Raw genomic sequence first — 22978 nt, 5'->3', positions numbered from 1 at the left:
TCATAGGTGCAATTGCACCTTTTTTATTGTCAAAGTTTTTATGGATAATCTTAGTCATGGATTTTTTAAAACGCATTAATTTTGGTTTATCAGCCAAAATGCCCGTTATTTTATAAACCGAATCTGCTGAATGTGGTCTAGCCTGTCTTGCTATGATAGCTCATTATCATGGGTATCTTACTGATTTATGGAGTTTGCGCCAAAAATATCCTATTTCTCAAAAAGGTGCAACTTTGCACACGCTTATTAAGATTGCTAGGCAAATGAAGCTTAGCACACGCCCTTTAAGGCTGGAACTGAATGAGCTTAATCAGCTGCGTACGCCGTGTATTCTGCATTGGGATATGAATCACTTTGTGGTATTAAAATCTGTATCCAAAACTAAAATTACCATCCTAGACCCAAGTGCTGGACAAAGACTAATGACACTTCAAGAGGCATCAGATCATTTTACAGGAATAGCCCTAGAGGTATGGGCGGATAGTGATTTTGAGAAAAAAGAAGATAAGGTCAATATTCGTTTATCCAAACTGATTGGTGAAATAAAAGGACTTTACAAGTCTTTTGGTCAGATATTAATACTGGCATTGGTGCTAGAGATATTTGCTCTAACCAGTCCATTTTTTATGCAGTGGGTGATTGATCATGCTATTGTTTCGGCTGACAAAGATTTATTAACGACACTGGTTATTGGCTTTGGCATACTTATGTTTTTAACACAGCTAACCAGCTTGCTTCAGTCATGGATAAGTATGTATATCTCTACTACACTCAATATACAATGGAAGTCTAATGTTTTTCATCATTTAACTCATCTACCCAGTCAATTTTTTCAAAAAAGACATTTGGGTGATATTATTTCTCGTTTTGGAGCAATTGATAGCATTCAGTCTACGCTGACCACAACTTTTTTGACCGTTGTCTTAGATGGTGTGATGACAGTATTTACACTTGTATTGATGTTCTTTTATAGCCCGGCTTTGGCATGGGTTGCAGTGGGTGCAATGATGATCTATGGACTCCTGCGCTTTCTCTGGTATACACCCCTAAAACAAGCTACCGAAGAGCAAATTATACATGCAGCTAAGCAGAGTACGCATTTTATGGAGACTATGTGCGGTATTCGTGCTATTAAACGTTTCAACAAGGAAGATATAAGAAAGAGTACATGGCTTACCTTATTTGTTAATACCATTAATGCAGGACTTTATACCCAAAAATTAGGGCTTATGTTTGGATTTATTAATGGTATTATTTTTGGGCTTGAAAACCTTATCATTATCTATTTGGGTGCAAATTTAGTTATTGATGGTACTTTTACAGTTGGCATTTTAATGGCATTTATCGCCTATAAAAACCAGTTTGGTGGACGAGTGAGCAATCTAATAGATAAATTTATTGAAGTAAAAATGTTAAACTTGCATGGTGAAAGGTTAGCAGACATTGTTTTAGAAAAAACAGAAAAAAATAGCTATCTACCTCTAATAGAGCAAAAAGATAAACTGGTTTATGATATACAGGTAAACAATCTATCCTTTGCTTATAATGATGATGAACCCTATATTATTGACAATTTGAGTTTTCACATCAAAGATAAAGAATCGGTAGCCATCGTTGGGGCAACAGGTTGTGGAAAGAGTACACTGATGAGCTTACTTATGGGTGAACTTACGCCCAAATCAGGAGAGATTAAAATTGCAGGCAAGGTTCACCACAGCATGGCAGAGCTAAATGCCCGTGATATTATTGCCTGTGTTAGTCAAGATGACACACTATTTGCAGGCTCTTTAGTTGAAAATATCAGCTTTTTTGATGATAAACCAGATAATGAATGGGTGGAAAAATGCGCCATTATGGCTGGGATTCATGATGAAATCATGTCAATGCCTATGGGCTATCAGACGCTTGTCGGCGATATGGGTAATATACTATCAGGCGGTCAAAAGCAACGTATTTTTATTGCCCGCGCCCTATACCGCAGACCAAAAATTTTATTTTTGGATGAAGCCACTAGTCATTTGGATGTTAAAAAAGAGCATCAGATTAATAAGATGATCAAATCACTAGGTATCACACGAGTGATGATAGCACACCGACCTGAAACAATTAAGAGCGCTGATTGGGTATTGTATCTCTAATAGTTTCATGGCGTTACTCCTTATGTTTTAAGATAATTTATGAAAATAATACAGAATTTTGAATATTGCTAGTAAAGTAAGGCTTGCGAGACCATCATAATTAAACCTGATTTGGTTTTGGGATATAAAATCTTTGATAACATCATAGAGCTACTATACTATCTTGACAGCCATAGCAAATTATTTAACCAACCTACCGTCCAAAATCAAAGCCCTTGCCCTTATCTAGGGCTTTTTGTTGCCCTGCAATAAGTTCATTAGCCTGTTGTTCTCGCTGTTTAATCTGCTGTTCTGTGCTGTCAATCTGCTGATTAACCCCTGTAATTGCTCGTTCTGCACTCTCAAAGACTGATTGGCTGCCGTTAATTTCTGTATCCGCTCGTTCTGATTGGCGTTCGTCTCGGTAAGTTCGTTTAATTGCTGTTCTAACTCGGTTAGTAAATTGTTGTAGTCGTTCATGAAGCTGTTTTGCACGGTCAAAAACCCCTAGTTGCTTGGAAAGGTCAATACTTGTTGTTTCTTGTCTGAGGTATAAGTTGTCGCTTTCTTGTGGTTGCTGATGATGAAATATGTACCGTTCTCCTCCCCAATCTCCACTTTTGATAATATCTTGGCTTCTAGGGGTGATTGGTCTATCTTGTCTTGTATCTGTATCAATACTTCTGTTTGGTCTTGGGACTTCTTGTAAAGCCATAGGTTGCCAAGACCTAGCCCTATCATCAAAATTACCATTATGGCTGATGTCATTGCTGTAATTCTGTTGATAATCGCCAATTTGGATAGGCTTTGGCGTATGGTCGCTTGCTGGTCGTCTAAAATTTTTTGTGTTGCTTTCAGATTTGATTGCAATAGCTCGTTGTAACTTGCCAAGTGCTGATTGGTAACGCTCTGTATTTTCTCGGTCATAATCTTGTTTTGCTCTTGTGCGTTCCGCTCCAAGTTCGCCACTAAATCGTCTATTTTCATAAATAAAACCCTCTAATCTGATGTTTCTTTTGCCGTTAGGATTTTTAACGCTGATTGATTTGTCCGTAACTCGGGCGATTTCAAAGCCTGATTGCCCTAATAGCTCTAAAACGCCCGTACGGCTCGTTATAGCCCCTTTCTCAATTTGCTGGTTATTATACCTATGGTCTCTTTAATCGCCTGTACGCTCTCTGGGAGCCTGTGAGGGTCTATTTTGATTGCTTGGGCTTTTCTTGGGTCGTTAGGGTCAGATAATCCGTAATCGTGGTTAATGACTTGTTTCCAGTTTTCAACCAGTGGGCGGTCGGCTCGGTCATAGTAGGGTTGTAAGCGTTTGCCTGTGGTAAGCTCTACATTGGGTATCACAAAGTTAAGTTCTAGGCGGTCTTTGTCTTTGTGTTCTATCCAAGTAATGTCGTATTGGTCTTGGTCTAGTCCTGCCAGTAATGATTTCTCAAAACTTGCCATAATCTCACGCTTGGCGTTGTCGTCAAGGTCGCTTTCTTGAAAAGATAGCACGCCAACCGTGTAACGGTTTTTAAACTCCAAATTATCTGCTAATCGTTCAGTTAGCTCTGGATTGCCCTGCAATACTTTGGCGTGTTCTCGGTCTTTGTCTTTGCCTAGCAAATAATTCATTGTTGCCGAACAATTACCACGCCCACGAGAGAAAAATTTTACAATCATCTTAATTGCCTATGCTGTCATCATAGCGTTTCAAAAGCTCGTCTAATTGTTCACGAATTACGGCTAATTCCCCTAGTAGCCGTAAACGGTCTATTTTGTCCCCTAATGCGTCCGTATTGGCGTGTTTGGCGATTTGGTTAAGGTTACCCTTCTTGCCTAATTCACGCAGTAAAAGCGGTTCTACGGGCTTGTATGAGCGTTTAACACTTTCAGCCCCTAAACAGGTATCACGAACCCAGCCCCATAAAATATGCCATAAGCCCACAAGTGCTTTACTCAAAGTGTAAGTCTGATGATGATATCAAAAATGTCTTTTTGATAATACGCCATAATAAAAATAAATAAAATCAATCAGTTAAACTAAGCATTCAAATTAAATCAAAAATCGGCTAAAATACTCTCTTTCATCATAACATTCCAATACATATGAGCTACACCACCCAAAACCTAGAAGTCCTAGAAGGGCTAGAACCTGTCCGCCGCCGCCCTGGTATGTATACCGACACCACTCGCCCCAATCATTTGGCTCAAGAGGTGATTGATAATTCTGTGGATGAAGCGTTGGCTGGACACGCCAAAAATATCATTGTTACCCTGCATACTGACGGCTCGCTATCTGTGCTTGATGACGGACGAGGTATGCCCACCGATATTCACCCTGAATTTAACCAGTCAGGTGTGGAGCTTATCTTGACTCGTCTGCACGCAGGAGGAAAATTCTCCACCGATAATTACGCCATCTCTGGTGGTCTGCATGGCGTGGGGATTAGCGTGGTCAATGCTTTATCCAAGCGTGTGGAGGTTACTGTGTGGCGAGATGGCATACAGTATCAGATGAATTTTGAGCATGGCACAGCGATCAGCCCCTTGATGAATCAGCCGTCTGCCATCAAGAAAAAACGAGGCACGCAGGTGCGATTTTGGGTAGATGAGCAGTATTTTGATAATCCTAAGTTCTCCATCAAAGCCCTAAAGCACAACTTAAAAGCCAAAGCCGTCCTATCAGCAGGGCTAAAGATTGACTTTATCAACGAAATCGAGCCTGATACCAGCGAAAGCTGGCAATACACAGATGGTGTGGTGCAATATTTGACCGAACAGCTTGGCGAGCTTGCCATCATTCCTGAGGTGCCTTTTTATTTTAGTGGAGAGCCGACAGCAGGCGAGCGTGGTGGAGCGACTTTTGCGATTGCGTGGTTGCCTGAGTCTGGCACGCCCATTTGTGAAAGTTATGTCAACCTTATCCCCACAGCACAAGGCGGTACGCATGTTAATGGACTTCGCACAGGGATTACGGACGCTTTGCGTGAGTTTTGTGAGATTCACAGCCTTTTGCCTAGAAATGTTCGCCTAACTGCTGATGATGTGTGGGACGGCGTTAATTATATTTTATCCTTAAAATTTGCTGAGCCGCAGTTTAGCGGTCAAACCAAAGAACGCTTATCAAGCCGTGAAGCGTCGCCACTGGTGCAGGCACTTGCTAAAGATGCGTTTAGTCTGTGGTTAAATGCTTATCCTGACACTGCCAAAGCGATTGCTGAGCTTGCCATCAGTAAAGCAGGTAAACGGTTAAAATCTGCCCAAAAAGTCGCCCGAAAAAAAATCACCCAAGGGCCTGCCTTGCCAGGTAAGTTGGCTGATTGTAAGGGTGAATTCAAAGACGGTGCAGAGTTGTTCTTGGTGGAAGGCGACAGTGCAGGTGGGTCTGCTAAGCAAGCCCGAGACAGACATTTTCAGGCAATCTTGCCCCTGCGTGGCAAAATCCTAAATACATGGGAAGTTTCGCATGACACCGTATTATCCAGTCAAGAGATTCATGACATCGCCATCGCCATAGGCGTAGATCCAGCATCTGATGATTTATCTGAATTACGCTATGACAAGATCTGTATCCTAGCGGATGCAGACTCGGATGGACTGCATATTGCTACGCTTATTTGTGCATTGTTTGTCAAGCATTTTCGCGCGCTGGTGGAAGCAGGGCATTTGTTTGTTGCCATGCCCCCTTTGTACCGCATAGACATTGGTAAAGATGTGCATTATGCCCTAGATGATAATGAGCTAAACGCCATCTTGAAACAAACCAAGTCTAAGGGTAAGCCACAAATTACCCGCTTTAAGGGTTTAGGCGAGATGAACCCTGATCATTTGCGTGAGACAACTATGAATCCTGATACTCGCCGTTTGGTGCAACTTGATATTGATGACTTTGGCAGCACCAGTAGTGTCATGGATATGCTACTTGCAAAAAAACGCTCGTCCGATCGTAAGGCGTGGTTAGAAGATAAAGGAGACTTGGCAGATTTGGCGGTGTGATGCACTCTAACAACAAATCTGCCATAAAAAAATAATAAAAGTCCTGCGGTTGGTAGGACTTTTATTATACTGGCATACACCTAATGATCGGCACTCACCGCTCCAGATTCTGCTAGTAGCGTCAAAATCTCATCGGTTTTGGTTGTTAGGAGCGTTGAGTCGCCTTTGGTTTCAATATTAAGGCGAATGAGTGGCTCGGTATTGGACGAACGCAGGTTGAATCGCCAATGACCAAAATCTAGACTCAAACCATCTAGGGTGTTTTTGGTGGGGTGAAATTCTTTGTATGTTTGTTCAAGTTTGGCACAAATGTCATCTGCGGTCAAAGCACCCAAGCGAAAGTTTAGCTCTCCTGAACTTGGAAAATCGGCAATGTAGCCGTTGACCAACTCTGATAATGTTTTACCTGTTACCGATAAGAGCTCAATGACAAGTAGCCAGACAATCATGCCACTATCGCAATAGGCAAAATCACGGAAATAATGGTGGGCGGACATTTCGCCACCATAAATCGCCCCTGTTTCACGCATGACTTGCTTGATGAATGAATGCCCTGATTTGCTGATGGCAGGTATGCCACCATTGTTGGCGATGATGTTTTGGGTGTTATAAATCACACGAGGGTCATAGACGATGGATTGACCTTGATGTTTTTTTAAAAAGACCTCGGCCAACATACCTACGATGTATGAGCCTTCAATAAATCTGCCTTGTTCATCAAACAAAAAACATCTGTCAAAATCCCCATCAAACGCCACACCAAAGTCTGCCTTGTGAGCGATGACCGCCTGTGAAGTGACTTGTTGGTTGGCGGTAATCATGGGATTTGGAATGCCATTGGGAAATGAACCATCTGGGGTGTGGTGTATTTTGATGAGCTCAATTTTATCGCCAAGACGCTGTTCAAGCTCATCAACCACAGGACCTGCTGACCCATTACCGCTATTGACTACGATTTTTTTTGGGCTAAATTTGGCGGTGTTGGTGAAGCTCATGAGCTTGTCAATATAGGCGGTTTTGTTGGTAATTAGGCTAACTTTGCCTTTGGTGGCGTGTACAAACTCACCGTTTTCGGCGATGGTGCGAATGTCTGTCAGACCTGTGTCAGCACTGATGGGGCGAGAGTTTTCACGCACCATTTTTAGACCGTTGTAATTGATGGGGTTGTGGCTTGCGGTTACTTCAACACCACCGATGGCGTTGTAGTGGCTGGTGGCAAAATAAACTTCTTCGGTGCCTGTCATGCCCAAGTCAATGACATTAACACCTGCATCTGTAATGCCATCAATGACAGATTGTTTTAGGCATTCGCTAGAGGGGCGAATGTCTGAACCAACCACGATGGCGGGGTTGTCTTTGCCATTGTTTAAATACTGGGCAAAAGCACGCCCAATGCGATAAGCAATGGTGCTATCTAAATTAACATCAAGCTCGCCACGCACATCATATGCTTTAAAGCAGGAGATGGAGATGGGGGCAAAAGTGGTCATAGGTTATCCTGATTATCAATAAAAATAAGTTTAATTTTACCATGTTTTTACCAACAAAAATGATGGGTTGTTAAAATTCTAAAATAGAATAACTCTTAACTTTTTTTGCCTATAAATTTTGAGAAAAGTTTGTTATGATGATTATGCTATTATATATCGGAGACCTATCATGAATATCGCTAAGAACATCACAGATCTCATTGGCAACACGCCTTTGGTGGCGTTAAACCGCCTAACTGAAGGTTTGCCTGCTCGTGTGGTTGCTAAACTAGAGTATTTCAACCCAGCAAGCTCGGTTAAAGACCGCATCGCCATCTCTATGATTAATGAAGCTGAAAAAGATGGCTTGATTGACAAAAATACCAAAATTGTAGAAGCCACGAGTGGCAATACAGGCATCGGGCTTGCCATGGTGTGTGCTTCTAAGGGTTATCAGCTTGTCATCACCATGCCAGAGAGCATGAGCTTAGAACGCCGTGCTTTGCTTCGTGCATACGGAGCAGAGCTGGTGCTAACCCCTGCATCAGAGGGTATGGGTGGGGCGATTGCTAAGGCAAATGAGCTGGCAAGCAAAGATGGCTATTTTATGCCACGCCAGTTTGATAACTTAGCCAACCCCAAGATTCACCGTGAGACAACCGCCGAAGAAATCTGGAATGATACGGACGGACAGGTGGATATTGTGGTGGCAGGTATCGGCACAGGTGGCACGATTACAGGCGTGGGCGAGGTATTAAAGTCCAAAAAACCAAGCGTGCAAATCATCGCAGTAGAGCCATCTGATTCACCCGTATTTAGTGGCGGCGAAAAAGGACCTCATAAATTACAAGGTTTGGCTCCTGGTTTTGTACCAAGTATTTTAAACACCAAAATTTATGATGAGGTCATCACGGTTACGGCAGACTCTGCTTTTGCCACAGCTCGCCAGATGACAGAAAAAGAAGGGATTTTGGTGGGTATTAGTGCAGGAGCAGCCGTTTGGTCAGCACTACAAGTGGCAAGTCGTCCTGAAAATGCAGGCAAAATGATTGTGGTGGTGGTACCTTCATCAGGCGAGCGGTACTTATCCACGGCGTTGTTTGCTGATTTGGCTCAATAGTATCTCTTTTATCAAACCCCATGATGTGCTATCATGGGGTTTATTTTTGGATGGTGTCATGACTCCTACGCCCAATTTTACTGACCTTGTCGCTCTCATGAAACGCCTTCGTGCCGATTGCCCTTGGGACGCTAAACAAACCAACCAATCTTTGCAAAAATACGCCCTAGAAGAAGTCTTTGAACTCATAGAGGCAATTAGCAATGATGACCAAAGCCCATCTGCCACAGATGATATTAAAGGTGAGCTTGGCGATGTGTTGTTGCAGGTCATCTTTCATGCTCATCTATATGCTGAAGCAGGAAGATTTGATATGGGTGATGTCATTCATGCCTTGCAAGAAAAGCTGATACGCAGGCACCCCCATGTCTTTGACAAAGAAAACCTACAAACAGATGAAGATGTCAAACGCCGTTGGAACGAGATTAAAGCTGCCGAAAATAAAAATCGTCCAAAACGGTTGCTATCAGAGGTAAGGGCAGGTACGGCACTGATGACAGCCCAAAATTTACAAAAATCATCTGCTAAGGTGGGTTTTGATTGGGAAAATCTGGGTGGTGTATTGGGTAAATTGCAAGAGGAACTAGGCGAGTTACAAGCCGAATTGCCCACGCCTGATTTTGCTTATAAGACCGATAAGCTCAATGACACCCAAAAAGACAAGATTGCAGGCGAGCTTGGCGATGTGTTATTTGTGCTGACCAATCTGGCTCGTCATCTAGATATTGACGCTGAAATGGCGTTGCAAGATGCTAATAGTAAATTTAAACGCCGATTTGCCTATGTTGAGCAGTCGTTGATGGCACAAGGCAAAACGCTAGCAGAAAGCGACTTGGCTGAGATGGATAACTATTGGAACATGGCAAAGGCTGATGAAAAGCGGTGATGGTATGTGTGCACGATTGAACATCTTACTTGTCATGGGTGTGATTGCTACGGTTTTTCTTTCACCTACCGCCACCGCCAAAGAACAATGCTATCTTGATGCCATCAGTGCCTATGAGCAACTCATTAAAAAACCACGCACTAAGCCCATCAACATTAACACCGCCACTGCCAGCGACTTTGCTAGCCTGCAAGGGGTGGGTGTTGCCACTGCCGAACGCATCATCAAGTACCGCACACAGATAAGACGGTTTGAGCGGGTAGATGATTTGATGCAGGTAAAGGGTATTGGGCAAGCGATTTTGGATAAAAACAGGCACCGATTGAGTGTTTTGGATTGATCAGATGGGTGTTTGGGCAGCATTTTTGGATAAAAAAGAGGCGGTTGTCGCTTTTTTTGTCAATAACAGTTAAAATAGATGGTTTTATCATAAAAAATATTTTATAACCATCAAGGAGAAGTTAAGCATGGCGTATCAGCCAGCGAACTTTGGTAGATCCAATAAGTCAAGCCGAAGCAGAAAAACCAAGAAAACACAAAAAATGGTTGTGCATCACGATAAAGCACTTGGTCTGAGCAAGTCGGCTTTGCCACACAGCATTATTGAGGTGGCCAGTACCTTGACTAAGGCGGGCTTTGAGGCGTATATCGTGGGGGGCGGTGTGCGTGATAGTCTTTTGGGGCTTGTGCCGAAGGATTTTGATGCAGTGACGAATGCTCGTCCGCATGAGATTAAGGCAGTTTTTGGTGGTCGTTGTCGTATCATTGGTAAGCGTTTTCAGCTTGCCCATGTTTATTCTGGGCGTGAAATGATAGAAGTGGCGACTTTTCGTGCACCGCCTAAGGACGACACACATACCACCGAAGACGGCATGATTACTCGTGATAATGTCTGGGGGACGATAGAGCAGGACTTTGCTCGTCGTGATTTTTCTGTTAATGCTTTATATTATCAGCCAATCAAAGGCGAAGTGCTTGATTTTTGTGGGGCAACTGCTGATATTAAAAGCGGTGTATTAAGGCTTCTAGGCGATGCTAAAGTGCGAATAGAAGAAGACCCTGTGCGTCTGCTTCGTGCCTTGCGATTTAAGGCGAAATTGAGCTTTGAATTTGATGATGAGTTGGCACGGCAGTTTCATGAGACTAACTGGTCGCTACTTGAGCAGGTGTCTGCTCATCGCTTATATGATGAGACGGTCAAAATGTTTGTGGGGGGTTATCTGACCCCACTGTTGCCACTGCTTTTTCAACATGGTGCGATGAGTAGCTTGATGACCTATGCACCAAAACAGCCGACACCATTGATGATGGCTATTGCAAATAATACCGATAAGCGTGTTAATATGGGCAAAGGGGTAAATCCTGCGTTTTTTTATGCGGCACTTTTGTGGGAAAATTATTTGCATCAGCTTGCCAAACTTAAGAAAAAAGGCTTGCCTTTTTATGAAGCACAGCAAAAATCTGCTGCCAAGGTCATTGACGCTCAGCGTCTAAAAACCGCCATTCCAAAATTTGCTGAAGAATTTATCACAAGTATTTGGCTAATGCAGCCCAAACTTGCCAATCCTCGTGTGCGTGATATTGCTACTCTTGAGCGTCACGCCAAGTTCCGTGCGGCGTTTGATTTTTTGGTTGTAAGAGAGGTGCATGATAAGCATGAACTGTCCGAGTCGACCAATGGTATGGGTAAGTGGTGGCAGGCTTATCAAGATGCAGATGCTATCCAAAAAGCACAGATGATTGAGGCTTTTACCAATGGTGGTAGCACTGCAGGCACCCCATCACGCCGCCGCCGTCAAAGAAGTGGCATGAATGATGAGCTGTTACAACTACAGCAGTTATCAGCATCTGAGTATGATGAAACTGATCAGACGCAAGTTCGCAAGCCACTCTTTGTCGCCAAAAACCTTGATGAGTTTTTACCAAAAGACCAAAAAGCCACGCCTCGCCTGCGTGAGGTGATTGTGCCGACTTTTGAGCAGGTGAATTATACGCAAGCAGAATTTTTAAAACTACTCAATAATGATGAGCCATACATTCCTGCTCGCCGCTACCGTAAGCGTCAGCCATCATCGCTATTATCCATCAAAGATAAGCTACTTGGATTGACTGAGTCAGATGTCAGTGGTCAGCCTGTGAAGTCCGCCAAACCAAAATCCAAGCAGACACAACAGCCCAAAAAAGCCAATGCTAACGACAAAACCACCAAATCCAAAAAACGCAAAAAACCCAACGCCAAACCACGATTGCAGGACTAATGGGTGCAATCATGACGGAGATGGTACGGATTTATTTGGGGCTTGGTGGCAACATTGCTAATGAATTGGGCGACCCGACCAGCCACATTTTGGCGGTGCGTGATGCCCTGCTGACCGATGAGCGTTTTTGTGATGTCAGGTTGTCATCGTTGTATTCATCAAAGGCTTATGGCGTTACCGACCAGCCTGATTTTGTTAATGCGGTGTTGTCTGCTAAGACTACGCTTGCCCCACTTGAGCTACTTGATGTTTGTCAAGCCCTAGAAAATAGTGCAGGGCGAGTACGGCTAAGACGCTGGGGTGAACGCTCGCTTGATGTAGATGTCTTGCTGTATGGCGATGAGATAATTCATAATGAACGCTTAATTGTGCCACATAAAGAGATTTTGCTAAGAAATTTTGTGGTTATTCCACTGCTTGAGTTGGACCCTAGCCTTGTGATTGGTGATATCAAAATTGCCGAACTGACCATCGCTTCTTGTCATGACGGATTGATAAAACAAGAAAAATAATATGACCTACTTAGCCGAAAAACCAACAGCTCCTACTACCTTATCCACCCTAACCAAATTTAAAAAAACTGGCGAAAAGTTTAGTTGCTTAACCTGCTACGATGCGTCTTTTGCCCATCTGATGGAACTTGCTAAGATTGATGCGATTTTGATTGGTGATAGCTTGGGTATGGTGGTGCAAGGACAGGCCTCTACTTTGCCTGTTGCGGTGGCAGATATGGTCTATCATACCGCCAATGTCGCTCGAGCCAATCAGCATGCCTTGATTTTGACTGATTTGCCATTCATGAGCTATGCCACGATTCATGATGCGATTGTCAGCAGTCGTGCGGTGATGCAGGCGGGGGCGAATGTTGTCAAGATTGAAGGTGGTAGTGAGCTTGCACCCATTGTTGAGATTCTTGCCAAAAACGGTGTGCCAACCTGCGTGCATTTAGGATTGACACCACAGTCGGTTAATGTCTTTGGCGGATATAAGGTGCAAGGCAAGACAGATGAGCAAGCGGATAGACTTATTAAAGATTGTGAGATTTTAGTCAATGCAGGGGCGAGCATCATTTTGCTTGAATGTGTGCCTGCAAGCCTTGCTACAATCGTTACTCAGCAGTTTGCCGTGCCTGTTATCGGTATTGGGGCAGGTGCAGGTACAGATGGTCAGGTGCTTGTGATGCACGATATGTTGGGCGTGCATACTCGCAAGCCTGCTAGATTTGTTAAAGACTTCTTAAAGGATGATGGCAATACGACAGGCGATATTTTAGGAGCGTTTGTTAATTATCATCGGTCGGTCAAGGACGGTTCATTCCCTAGTGTAGAACACAGTTTTTAAGTCAAAGTTTGATGAATATGAAAATTCTTAACACCATTGCAGACCTGCAAGCTCAACTGACGGCACATCGCCATCAAAAAATCGCCCTTGTCCCCACAATGGGTAATCTGCACGCAGGGCATATTCAGCTTGTCAAAACCGCCAAACAATACGCTGATATTGTTGTGGTGAGTATTTTTGTTAATCCTACGCAGTTTGGCGTAGGCGAAGATTTTGACAGCTATCCACGAACGCTAGATGAAGATTGTCAAAAATTACAAAACGCTGAAGCTAACTTCGTTTTTGCACCCAGTGTGGCAGAGATGTATCCGACTTATCCGCCGAATGTACAGGTATTAAGCGGTGAGATAACCAAAGTTTTATGCGGTAAAAGTCGTCCTACGCATTTTGATGGGGTGGGGTTGGTGGTTTCAAAGCTTTTTAATATTGTGCGTCCTGATGTGGCGGTCTTTGGCAAAAAAGACTATCAACAGCTTGCCATCATTCGCCAGTTAAATGATGAATTAAATTTTGGCATTGATGTCGTTGGGGTGGATGTTGTGCGTGCTAATGACGGCTTGGCGTTGTCGTCAAGAAACGGCTATTTATCTGATGACCAAAGAAAAATTGCCCCAGTCATTCAGCAAACCTTGCAAAAAATTAAAAGCGACATTCAAAAGGCAGATTTTGCTGACTATGCCAATATCATTCAAAAGTACAATGATGAATTGACAGCCCTAAATCTAAAAGTTGATTATTTAGAGCTTTTAAATGATCGGCTACAACCGATTAGCCCTGACGATAAAAATTTGGTTATATTGGCAGCTGTCTTTGTGGGGCGTGCAAGGCTTTTGGATAATTTGGAGATGGTCTTGTCATAACGCAGATGACTACGGTAAGGAATTTTGTATGACAGATACACAAATCATCATCGTCTCAGGGCGATCAGGCTCTGGCAAAACCTCGATACTCAATATCTTAGAAGATTTTGGTTTTTATGTCATTGATAATCTGTTGTTGTCATTGGTTGGTCAAGCGGTGGATGATTTGATTGGCAACGACATGAAAAAAGTTGCACTTGGCATTGATGTGCGTGCACCGAAAGCGGATTTATCTAATTTTCCTGCGGTTTATGCCACTTTGATGAGTAAATATGGCGATGCGGTTAAGGTGTTGTATGCCACCACCCAAGAGAGCGTACTGGTGGCTCGTTTTGGAGCGACTCGCCGTGTGCATCCGCTCATGCCAACTGTCAATAGCCTGCCTAACGCACTGGCCAAAGAGATAGAGTTATTACAGCCTGTCGCTAACCTTGCAGATATTAAGATAGATACCAGTATGCTTAATATCCACGAGCTAAAAGAAAAGGTAAGAGACCACATCGGCGTGGATAATGTCGTGGTGGTCAATCTGCTGTCTTTTGGCTTTAAAAATGGTGCACCTATTGACGCTGATTTTATCTTTGATGTGCGTATCTTGCCCAATCCATATTGGCAAGAGCGTCTTCGGGTGCAGACAGGTCGTGATGATGAAGTTAAGGCATTTTTTGCTGGTTATCCAGAAGTGGATGACATGGCACATGACATCGCAGACTTTTTGGAAAAATGGTTGCCTAGCTTCTTAAATAATAACCGCTATATTGTTACTATTGGCATCGGTTGCACAGGTGGTAAACATCGCTCGGTGTATATCAATGAGATGGTGGGTGAGCTGTTAAGGCTTAGATTGCCTGCCAATATGCCAGTCATCGTCAAGCACCGTGAAAAACGCCACTGGTGAATTTATTCAGTTAATCAAAAAGAGAATATCCATGAACATCGACTGGTCAAAACAAGACATGCGAGTATCTCGCACCGAGATTAAAAAAGCTCATGAGCGTCTGCAAGCTCTATGCGAGCCACTTGCCAATTTATCCAAAAAACAGTTAGACAATCTGCCTGTCAGTGAGTATTTTTTGGAAGAATTAAAGCACCTTATCCAAATCAATAGTGTTGCCGCCAAAAACCGTCAAATCAAGCGAGTGGGTAAACTCATCATTGAAGAAGATCGTCATGTGCTGACGCAGGCTTTATTTGAGATGTTGTTTACGCCTGAGCAACGCACCAAGATTGAAGCGTGGTTATCTCGCTTACAGCTACACGATGATGGTGCGATGAAGCAGTTTGTTAAGCAGTTTAAAAAGGCAGAATACAACAGTGTCTATCAGTTGTTATTGTGGATAGCATACGCCAAGCATTTAGGTGATGATGAACTATTGTTGGAGAGTGAAGCAGATTTTACAAGCTATGTCAAAGAAGTGGCAATCTTATCAATGTGATGAATGTCCATGCATCATCGCCCATGCCAATGTAATCAAGCGAATAAATGCACTAGACTAAAGTAATAAAGCCGAATGTCAAACACTCGGCTTTATTACTTTAGTCCTTCGGCGATCTTGCCCTTTGCGTTTACTCCATGTTACAGCATCTATCCTTAGTTGGTAGCTCCGTTTACCTTATCCTTCGCTGTGTGCATAGTATCTCAAAATCAGCCATGTTTTGCTATTGGTAAATGTCGTCAATAAGTGTAAGCGATTGCCGACAAAAAAGCCTGCATGAGAATGCAGGCTTGGTTTTTGAAGGGATTTGTATGAGTTATTGTTTTTCATTACGCACTTTGTTAATAAGAAAATCAACAACTTGTGTTACTTTTTCATCTGTACCAGGTACGACATATTTACCATGTACTACGACCGCAGGCACGCCTGTCAACTGGTAGCGAGTTGCCCCTTGTTTGGCACGCTCAATCTTGGTGCTTACGGAAAATGAGTTGTAGAAGCTGTTAAATTTGCTTTTGTCGGCACCTTGTGAAGCATACCAGTTCGCTAAATTTTCTTGATTAGAGATGATGTTTCTTTTGCCATCTTTATGCACAGCGTCAAATAGTGCTTGATGGGTTTTGTTTTCAAGCCCCATCTGCTGAGCAGCATAAAAACCACGAGCAGGCACTTCCCAGACAGGATTCATGGCGGCAGGGGTGCGGAAAAATGCCACATCTTTGGCACGAGTTTTTGCCCATTTTTGCATATGTGGTTCTAGGGCGTAACAATGTGGGCAACCATACCAAAAGAACTCACGAACAACGATGATGTCCCCTGCAATGTTTTCAGGGTTGGCGACTTTTTGATAGTCTTTGCCTTCAACAAAATCGGCAGCAAATGCCTGACCTGCTAAGGCGATGGCAGTTACCAGTAGAGAGAACTTTGGGATGTATTTCATTGGAAATCCTTATAAAACGGCATTGGGCAACAAACTTTCACCCGCTTTTGTTAGCACTCATTGATAAAAATTGTCAAGATTACTCATTTTATCAAATTTGACTCGTCATTGAAATAATGCAAATAAAAATATTGCGATAGTTTACCGCATTTTTGGTAAAAAAGAGTAACAGATTTATTAACACTCTCTTACAGATTGTGGTGATTTTGCATACTCATGCGATTTGATAGACTGTGTTTGGCTGATTGGGGTGATACTTTGGCATTTTTGTGGGTTTTGGTGGTGTTTTGGTGAGCAGGTTAATGGTTGTGGTTGATTGGTGCGTATTGTTAGAGATGTATTGCCAGAAGCGTAAATTTTTGCTTAATTTTGCCTAAGATGATAAGATATTGGCAGTATGCCTAATCTTGGAATAAATATGCACACAGCACAGCAGAATGTTGATTTTGATGAAATTGGTAAATTTACCCGTCTTGCCGATGAATGGTGGGATAGAAATGGGGCATTTAAGTCTTTGCATGACATCAATCCGTTGCGATTAAACTGGATTGAAGATAAGGCACAAGAGCAGTATGGCTCACCACTGTTAAACAAAAGCGTACTGGATGTTGGTTGTGGCGGTGGTATTTTGTCGCATTCGATGGCGGTGCGTGGGGCGAAAGTGTTGGGTGTGGATCTAGGAGAAGAAAACCTTCATGCTGGCAGGATTCATGCTGAGCGGACTGGCATGGCAGACAGCCTGTCGTTTCGATGTGTGGCGATAGAGGAGCTAGCCAAAGAGCAGGCGGGCGTTTATGATGTGGTTACTTGCATGGAAATGTTGGAGCATGTGCCCAATCCATCTGCCATCATTGAGGCATGCTTTACTCTATTAAAAGCTGGTGGCGTATTTGTTGCTTCAACCATCAATCGCAACCCCAAATCCTATTTGTTCGCCATTTTGGGGGCGGAGTATGTGTTGAGATTGGTGGATAAGGGTACGCATGATTACCATAAATTCATCACGCCAGCCGAGCTTGATCAAATGGCAATCCGAGCGGGTTTTGACCGCATGGATATGACAGGACTGCATTATAATCCACTAACCAAAAGATTTTGGCTATCTAATGCGAATGTTGATGTTAATTATATGATGGCATTTACCAAAAAGCATGATGGTAGGTAAGCATGACAACAATCAAGGCTGTTTTATTTGACCTAGATGGCACGCTCATTGATACCGCCCCTGATTTTATCCGCATCATCAAGCAGATGTGTCATAAATACGACCACTTACCGCCAACAGATGTTGCCATTCGTGAGCAAGTTTCGGCAGGTGCAAGGGCGATGGTACGCCTGATGTTCGGTGATGAGCTTGCTCAGAGTATGGATACTGATGAGAGATTGCTTGCCTACCGCCAAGAATTCTTAGACCTTTACGAGCAGGATATCTGTGTGGATAGCCGACTCTTTGACGGACTAGATGAGCTATTAACGACCCTTGAGCGTCAAGGTGTGGCTTGGGGCATTGTTACGAATAAACCTAGATATTTAGCCGAGCAATTATTGGCTAAACTTGCCTTAACCGACCGTTGCTGTGTACTGGTCTGCCCTGATGATGTGGTCAATACCAAGCCCGACCCTGAACCGATGTATTTGGCAGTCAGCCTTTTAAATGATAAGTATGACACAAAAATCACTGCTGATCACTGCATTTATGTGGGCGACCATATCCGTGACATACAAGCAGGTCGTTCTGCTAACATGATGACGGTTGCGGTGGAGTTTGGTTATATTGTCCCCAATGAGAACCCACACGAGTGGGGAGCGGATAAAGTGGTGGCAAGCACACATGAACTTGGCGAATTTATTTTGGCTCAGCTTGGTGATGGCTGTTAGGCACTTGTTGATGTGCTTATCAGAACTACGCACTTTTATGCTTTTGTGCCAACTGCTGTTGACGACAAACATGAGCCTAAGACTAAAGCGTAACATGGCAGGCATTAAGATAATAAACTGCTAAGATGACAGTGTTTTAAGGATTGATTAAACAGCCATCGCACTCAATTAAGCATTGATATTGACAATTTTAATCAAAGATACAATCATGACAACACATCACGACATCATTCATTACACACCGACTACCACCTGCCTAAAAGATAAAATAATCTTGGTAACAGGGGCTGGCTCTGGTATTGGTAAGGCGGTTGCTTTAACTTATGCTAAGTGTGGTGCGACCGTACTACTGTTGGGCAAGACACAATCTAAGCTAGAGACGGTCTATGATGAGATAGAAGAGTTGGGGCTTGCCATGCCTGCCATCTTGCCAATGGATCTACAAAATGCAAGTTTTGCTCAGATGAATGAGCTTGCCACTTTAATCCAAAAAGAGTTTGGGCGACTAGATGGGGTGTTGCACAATGCTGCAATTTTGGGGGCATTAACACCGCTTGAAATGTATGACCCCATCACTTTTGAGCAAGTCATTCGTGTAAATACCACCGCTGTCTTTATGCTGACCCAGTCGCTATTTCCTTTACTGATGTCTGCCCCAAGTGGCTCGGTGGTGTTTACTAGCTCTGGTGTGGCGAAGGTGCGACCATTTTGGGGGGCGTACGCTTTATCCAAGCAAGCGGTAGAAGGCATGAGCACGATTTTTACCGAAGAGACCAAAAACCACACCGCCCTACGCTTTAATTGCATTAACCCCGGGGCGACTCGCACCAACATGAGAGCTCATGCCTTTCCTGGTGAGGACCCAAATACCTTAAAAACACCTGAGGATATCATGAGTGCTTATGTGTATTTGATGACCGATTCGGCATCTGGTATTAAGGGGCAAGTTATTCATTGCCAACCAAAATAATAAAAGGGCGAGTGTTCGCCCTTTTTGGTGCGTGCGGATGATACTTGCAATTTATCATGAACTTGATAAACTATCTTTCATCTACCTAATACTTTCGTCATTCACATGGAATTACTACAAAATTTATTTTTAATTGCTGTTTTGATTTTGGTGTCTAGCTTTTTTTCCATCTCGGAGATCGCCCTAGCGGGTGCTAGAAAATTAAAATTGAAACTCATCAGTGAAGGTGGTGATGCCCGTGCTGATAAAATCATGCACCTGCAAGAAAACTCTGCTGATTTTTTTGCCACCAGTCAAATTGGTCTAAATGCTGTTGCCATCTTGGGCGGTTCGGTGGGTGAGGGGGCGTTGCGTCCTTATTTTGCTCAGTGGATTAGCTATCTTTATGATGGGCAGTATTTAGACAACATTGCGTTTTTTACCAGTTTCGTGGTGGTAACGCTACTATTTATCTTGTATGCCGACCTAATTCCCAAACGCCTTGCCATGATTAACCCTGAAAAAATGGCACTCATGGTTATTGACCCTGTGCTTGTCGTGGTTAGGATTGTCAAACCCCTTGTCTGGGTCATCAATGGTATCGCCAACTTGGTATTTCGTGTTTTTAAAATCAATACCGTACGAGAAGAAAGCATCACCTTTGATGATGTCTCTGCCATCATGGATGCAGGAGCGGAGGCGGGCGTGGTGTTGCAACAAGAACAACATTTTATTGAAAATGTCTTTGAGCTAGAAGAGCGTACCGTGCCATCTTCTATGACTGTGCGTGAAGATGTGGTGTATTTTACACTAGACGAGAGCGAAGAGAGCATCCGCCAAAAGATTGCTGAATATCCGTATTCTAAATTTTTGGTGTGTGGTGAGAGTATTGATAATGTGATTGGCTATATTGACACCAAAGATATCTTGGTGCGAATTTTGAATAACCAGTCTATTTTAAATATCCATGAAAGTGCGATTAGAAATGTGCTGATTATCCCCGATACGCTTACTTTATCAGAGCTACTGGATAAATTTCGTGCTAGTAAAGAAAAATTTGCTGTTGCCATCAATGAGTACGCCCTTGTGGTTGGCGTGATTACCTTATCTGATATCATGATAACTGTGATGGGGGATTGGGTCGCACCCATTGAAGAGGAGCAACAAATCATCAAGCGAGATGAGCATTCTTGGTTGATTGATGGCAGTACACCGATTGATGATGTCAAGCACGCTTTGGATATTACAGAGTTTGATGATTGGGATCATTATGAGACATTGGCAGGATTTATCATGTATCGCTTGCGTAAGATTCCTAGACCTGCTGACTTTGTGGTACATGAGAATCTCAAATTTGAAGTGGTGGACATTGACTATTATAAGATTGACCAAGTGCTTGTTACTCGTCTACCTGCCGATGAGGCAGATCGGGATTGGATATAGTCATGATTAGGTTTGTTTAGTTGGTTTTATGATAAGTTAGATAAAAAAAGAGGGGGTATTTCTTCTTTTTTTTATGGAATGAAAATAGATAAGAAAATAACGAAATTTAAAGAATAAATGCCATCAGTTCATCATCAAGGCTTTCCCAGCAGACAGTGTTTGTCAAAATCAGCTCAAGTTTACCATCATCTCTTTTGGTGGTGGGGCTGATGGTGATGCTTTCTGGCGTGATGTTCAAAGACAGCCAACCTTCATCGGTGTGCATGATGCCTTTAATACGAGCGTAGCTGGGTAGATTAAGTAGCCATTTTTGTAGTCGATAGCTGTCAAATCGCCACGACTTAGGCAGTCGCCACCCACCGACTTCATAGCCTGACATTCGCTCATGATAACGATAGGGTAAAGATGTGCCATCGTTGGTATGCTGTGATGCCATTTGTGATGGCGGTCTGATAGACAGGGGGTTTGTGTGTGGTTGCTGTGCCTTTCTTGGGGTATGTAGTAGGTCAAGCAGGCAGGCATCATCAGTAAACTTTATGATCTTGGCGGTATTATTGATGGTATCAGCCCAACTCATCATCTGCTGATAATCATCATCGTTTAGTGTGTCGGCACGACTGACGATGATGATGTCGGCATATTTAATGTGCATCTGATAACTGGTGTGCGTGCGATATTGTTCTTGTTGCCATTGTGAGGCATTTAGAATACAGATGACGGCATTTAGGCGAAGGGTGTTTTGCCAATGGGGTAGTTCAAACTGTTCTATCAGCTCATCTGCATGAGCTAAGCCTGTTGGCTCAATGATGAGATGGGTGGGCTGATGTTTTAATAGTTGTAGTAGTGCCACTTGCATGGGTAGCTGACTGTTGCAACAAATACAGCCACCACTCACTTCTTGAATATCAATGTCTTTGGTGTCAAATAAACTTCCATCAATACCAATGTTACCAAATTCATTCACCAAAATGCCCCATCTTTCATCATCTTTATAAGACAGCAAGGCGTTGATAAAAGTGGTTTTACCCGCCCCTAAAAATCCTGTGATGAGTGTGGCAGGTGTGCGTGTAGGGGTGGTTGGTATGCTCATGCTGTTGGCTTATCTTGACTGCGGTCTTTTTGGATTATGATTTGATTTTGTATTTTTTGGCGGTTGCCATGCAAGTTTGGTAGCGTTTATCCACACGAGAGGCGAACCAATTGGTATTATAATCACGGCTAAGTTTAGGACCTGAAATGATTACTTGAGGCATGATGGCATAACTTGGCTCTTTTTTGTATTTTTTCTTGAACATTTCGTTGATGGCACGGTAGGTCTGTGTTGTCTCAAAGTCTTTGGACTTTTCTTTTTTTAGGTCGCTGCGAATCTGCCGTTCACTCAATGGTGTTGGACCACTAGTGAGCAGTTTGATAAGCACGGTCTCGCTTTGGCTTTTTTTACTGCTGATACTACCGCCATTATATAAAAGCAGGTCGCCATCAATATCTATTTTTGAGCCACTTAGGCTACTGATACGCTGTTGAAAGGCGGCATTGCGACTAGAATACATACCAGAATTATAATCAGCAAAGCGGTACAGAGGCTTGTCATAGTCTGCCTTGTACATCATCAAGCGGTGAATGCCATAGTATAGCCCACCGTATTGACTATATAGGTCAGCTCTTAGGGAGCGGTCATCCATGCTACTACGACGATGGGTGCGAGCATAGTCAATATGAACCTGCATTGAACCAAGTGTGGTAATGGGATTGATGCGCTCATCAATGCCTTCGCCCGACAGTTTGGTAATGTGTGCCAACCCTGAGACCTTATAAGTACTGGTAAAATAATCAAAGATTTGTTGGTACAGTTCATCAAGCTCTCGTTCGGTTTTGACTTGTTTGATTTGCTTGATGAAGCTGTTTTCGGTAGAGGGTTTGGTCTCAAGCATGGTACGAAAGGTCTTGGCAAGCATTTTGCCAAACTTCGCTTCTAGCTTTTCATCGATGGCTTTTAAAGACAAGTTGCCCAAATTGGCAACAGGCGGATCAGCACGAAAGTTGGATTCTTGATCGATGACGGCGATGGCAGTACAGATGTTTTGGGTGGTTTTGGGTAGTTTTAGTTGGTCAAATATCTGTGCGATATCGCCTGCCCAAGAAGCCCTGTCGGACACACGAGCAGGAATGAGTTTGGCGATTTGTTTATCACTCAATGTATTGATAGGGGTGCTTTCTGGGCTGTTACACGCTGTCAAAAAAACAGCACCAAGCACGATGGGTAATGTGCGTTTTGGCATAATAACTATAAA

Annotated in this window: 21 protein-coding genes and 1 pseudogene; 15 read left to right on the top strand and 7 right to left on the bottom strand. The window is 43.1% G+C overall.

From position 1 onward, the window contains the following. Positions 1-56: 56 nt before the first annotated feature. Positions 57-2138 (top strand): annotated as a pseudogene (locus tag LU276_RS09560) (peptidase domain-containing ABC transporter). A 193-nt stretch (positions 2139-2331) separates the two neighbouring features. Here LU276_RS09560 and LU276_RS09555 read toward each other — a convergent pair. The 3 genes from LU276_RS09555 to LU276_RS09545 form a co-directional block, all read right to left on the bottom strand. After that, positions 2332-2832, bottom strand: a complete 501-nt coding sequence (locus LU276_RS09555) for a hypothetical protein (protein ID WP_284673602.1) — start codon at positions 2830-2832, stop codon at positions 2332-2334. A gap of 398 nt (positions 2833-3230) precedes the next feature. Further along, complete coding sequence (locus LU276_RS09550) at positions 3231-3791, bottom strand: relaxase/mobilization nuclease domain-containing protein (protein WP_284673601.1); 561 nt, start codon at positions 3789-3791, stop codon at positions 3231-3233. A 1-nt stretch (position 3792) separates the two neighbouring features. Continuing rightward, entirely contained in the window at positions 3793-4071 is a 279-nt protein-coding gene (locus tag LU276_RS09545; RefSeq protein WP_284673600.1) for a MobC domain-containing protein, read from the bottom strand. A 146-nt stretch (positions 4072-4217) separates the two neighbouring features. Here LU276_RS09545 and parE point away from each other — a divergent pair, with 146 nt between their 5' ends. Next, a complete protein-coding gene (parE, locus tag LU276_RS09540) occupies positions 4218-6107 on the top strand; it encodes a DNA topoisomerase IV subunit B (protein ID WP_284673599.1) in 1890 nt (629 codons plus the stop codon). An 80-nt stretch (positions 6108-6187) separates the two neighbouring features. On the opposite strand, the gene LU276_RS09535 is transcribed toward parE, so the two are convergent. Next, the gene (locus LU276_RS09535; protein WP_284673598.1) at positions 6188-7597 is read right to left on the bottom strand and encodes a phosphohexomutase domain-containing protein; all 1410 of its coding nucleotides are present in this window, start codon (positions 7595-7597) and stop codon (positions 6188-6190) included. Positions 7598-7766: 169 nt separating this feature from the next. On the opposite strand from LU276_RS09535, the gene cysK reads away from it, so the two are divergent. From cysK to yjgA, 9 genes are all read left to right on the top strand, one after another. Beyond that, positions 7767-8696, top strand: coding sequence for a cysteine synthase A (gene cysK / locus LU276_RS09530; RefSeq protein ID WP_284673597.1), 930 nt, complete (start codon positions 7767-7769; stop codon positions 8694-8696). A 58-nt stretch (positions 8697-8754) separates the two neighbouring features. Next, positions 8755-9582 (top strand): nucleoside triphosphate pyrophosphohydrolase, encoded by an 828-nt coding sequence (gene mazG / locus LU276_RS09525; protein ID WP_284673596.1) that lies wholly within the window; start codon positions 8755-8757, stop codon positions 9580-9582. Continuing rightward, positions 9569-9922, top strand: coding sequence for a ComEA family DNA-binding protein (locus tag LU276_RS09520; protein WP_284673595.1), 354 nt, complete (start codon positions 9569-9571; stop codon positions 9920-9922). The genes mazG and LU276_RS09520 overlap by 14 nt, the downstream gene beginning before the upstream one ends. Before the next feature lie 202 nt (positions 9923-10124). Continuing rightward, positions 10125-11840: a polynucleotide adenylyltransferase PcnB gene (gene pcnB / locus LU276_RS09515; protein WP_284674634.1), complete on the top strand. Its 1716-nt coding sequence runs from the start codon at positions 10125-10127 to the stop codon at positions 11838-11840. Between the two features lie 20 nt (positions 11841-11860). Beyond that, the gene (gene folK, locus LU276_RS09510) at positions 11861-12352 is read left to right on the top strand and encodes a 2-amino-4-hydroxy-6-hydroxymethyldihydropteridine diphosphokinase (protein WP_418001295.1); all 492 of its coding nucleotides are present in this window, start codon (positions 11861-11863) and stop codon (positions 12350-12352) included. A 1-nt stretch (position 12353) separates the two neighbouring features. Next, positions 12354-13181 (top strand): 3-methyl-2-oxobutanoate hydroxymethyltransferase, encoded by an 828-nt coding sequence (gene panB / locus LU276_RS09505; protein WP_284673593.1) that lies wholly within the window; start codon positions 12354-12356, stop codon positions 13179-13181. 17 nt (positions 13182-13198) lie between these two features. Continuing rightward, the gene (gene panC, locus LU276_RS09500; protein WP_284673592.1) at positions 13199-14041 is read left to right on the top strand and encodes a pantoate--beta-alanine ligase; all 843 of its coding nucleotides are present in this window, start codon (positions 13199-13201) and stop codon (positions 14039-14041) included. A 28-nt stretch (positions 14042-14069) separates the two neighbouring features. Continuing rightward, positions 14070-14939: an RNase adapter RapZ gene (gene rapZ, locus LU276_RS09495; protein WP_284673591.1), complete on the top strand. Its 870-nt coding sequence runs from the start codon at positions 14070-14072 to the stop codon at positions 14937-14939. Positions 14940-14970: 31 nt separating this feature from the next. Continuing rightward, a complete protein-coding gene (yjgA, locus tag LU276_RS09490; RefSeq protein ID WP_284673590.1) occupies positions 14971-15477 on the top strand; it encodes a ribosome biogenesis factor YjgA in 507 nt (168 codons plus the stop codon). Between the two features lie 316 nt (positions 15478-15793). Here yjgA and LU276_RS09485 read toward each other — a convergent pair whose 3' ends face one another. Next, a complete protein-coding gene (locus tag LU276_RS09485) occupies positions 15794-16417 on the bottom strand; it encodes a thiol:disulfide interchange protein DsbA/DsbL (protein ID WP_284673589.1) in 624 nt (207 codons plus the stop codon). Positions 16418-16835: 418 nt separating this feature from the next. Here LU276_RS09485 and ubiG point away from each other — a divergent pair, with 418 nt between their 5' ends. The 4 genes from ubiG to paeA all read left to right on the top strand — a co-directional run bounded on the left by ubiG (position 16836) and on the right by paeA (position 20687). Next, positions 16836-17582, top strand: coding sequence for a bifunctional 2-polyprenyl-6-hydroxyphenol methylase/3-demethylubiquinol 3-O-methyltransferase UbiG (ubiG, locus tag LU276_RS09480; RefSeq protein ID WP_284673588.1), 747 nt, complete (start codon positions 16836-16838; stop codon positions 17580-17582). Between the two features lie 2 nt (positions 17583-17584). After that, the gene (locus tag LU276_RS09475) at positions 17585-18295 is read left to right on the top strand and encodes an HAD family hydrolase (protein WP_284673587.1); all 711 of its coding nucleotides are present in this window, start codon (positions 17585-17587) and stop codon (positions 18293-18295) included. Positions 18296-18503: 208 nt separating this feature from the next. Then, positions 18504-19265, top strand: a complete 762-nt coding sequence (locus LU276_RS09470) for a YciK family oxidoreductase (RefSeq protein WP_284673586.1) — start codon at positions 18504-18506, stop codon at positions 19263-19265. A gap of 105 nt (positions 19266-19370) precedes the next feature. Next, a complete protein-coding gene (paeA, locus tag LU276_RS09465; RefSeq protein ID WP_284673585.1) occupies positions 19371-20687 on the top strand; it encodes a polyamine export protein PaeA in 1317 nt (438 codons plus the stop codon). Positions 20688-20793: 106 nt separating this feature from the next. Here the strand turns inward: paeA and LU276_RS09460 are convergent, their stop codons facing one another. Then, complete coding sequence (locus LU276_RS09460) at positions 20794-21777, bottom strand: CobW family GTP-binding protein (RefSeq protein WP_284673584.1); 984 nt, start codon at positions 21775-21777, stop codon at positions 20794-20796. Positions 21778-21811: 34 nt separating this feature from the next. Continuing rightward, the gene (locus tag LU276_RS09455) at positions 21812-22966 is read right to left on the bottom strand and encodes a DUF1615 domain-containing protein (protein WP_284673583.1); all 1155 of its coding nucleotides are present in this window, start codon (positions 22964-22966) and stop codon (positions 21812-21814) included. Positions 22967-22978 lie beyond the last annotated feature (12 nt).

The organism is Moraxella haemolytica, assembly GCF_030177935.1.
Taxonomy (GTDB): Bacteria; Pseudomonadota; Gammaproteobacteria; order Pseudomonadales; family Moraxellaceae; genus Moraxella; species Moraxella haemolytica.
The sequence above is the reverse complement of the archived record's forward strand: the minus strand, read 5'-3'. Positions and strand labels throughout refer to the sequence as shown.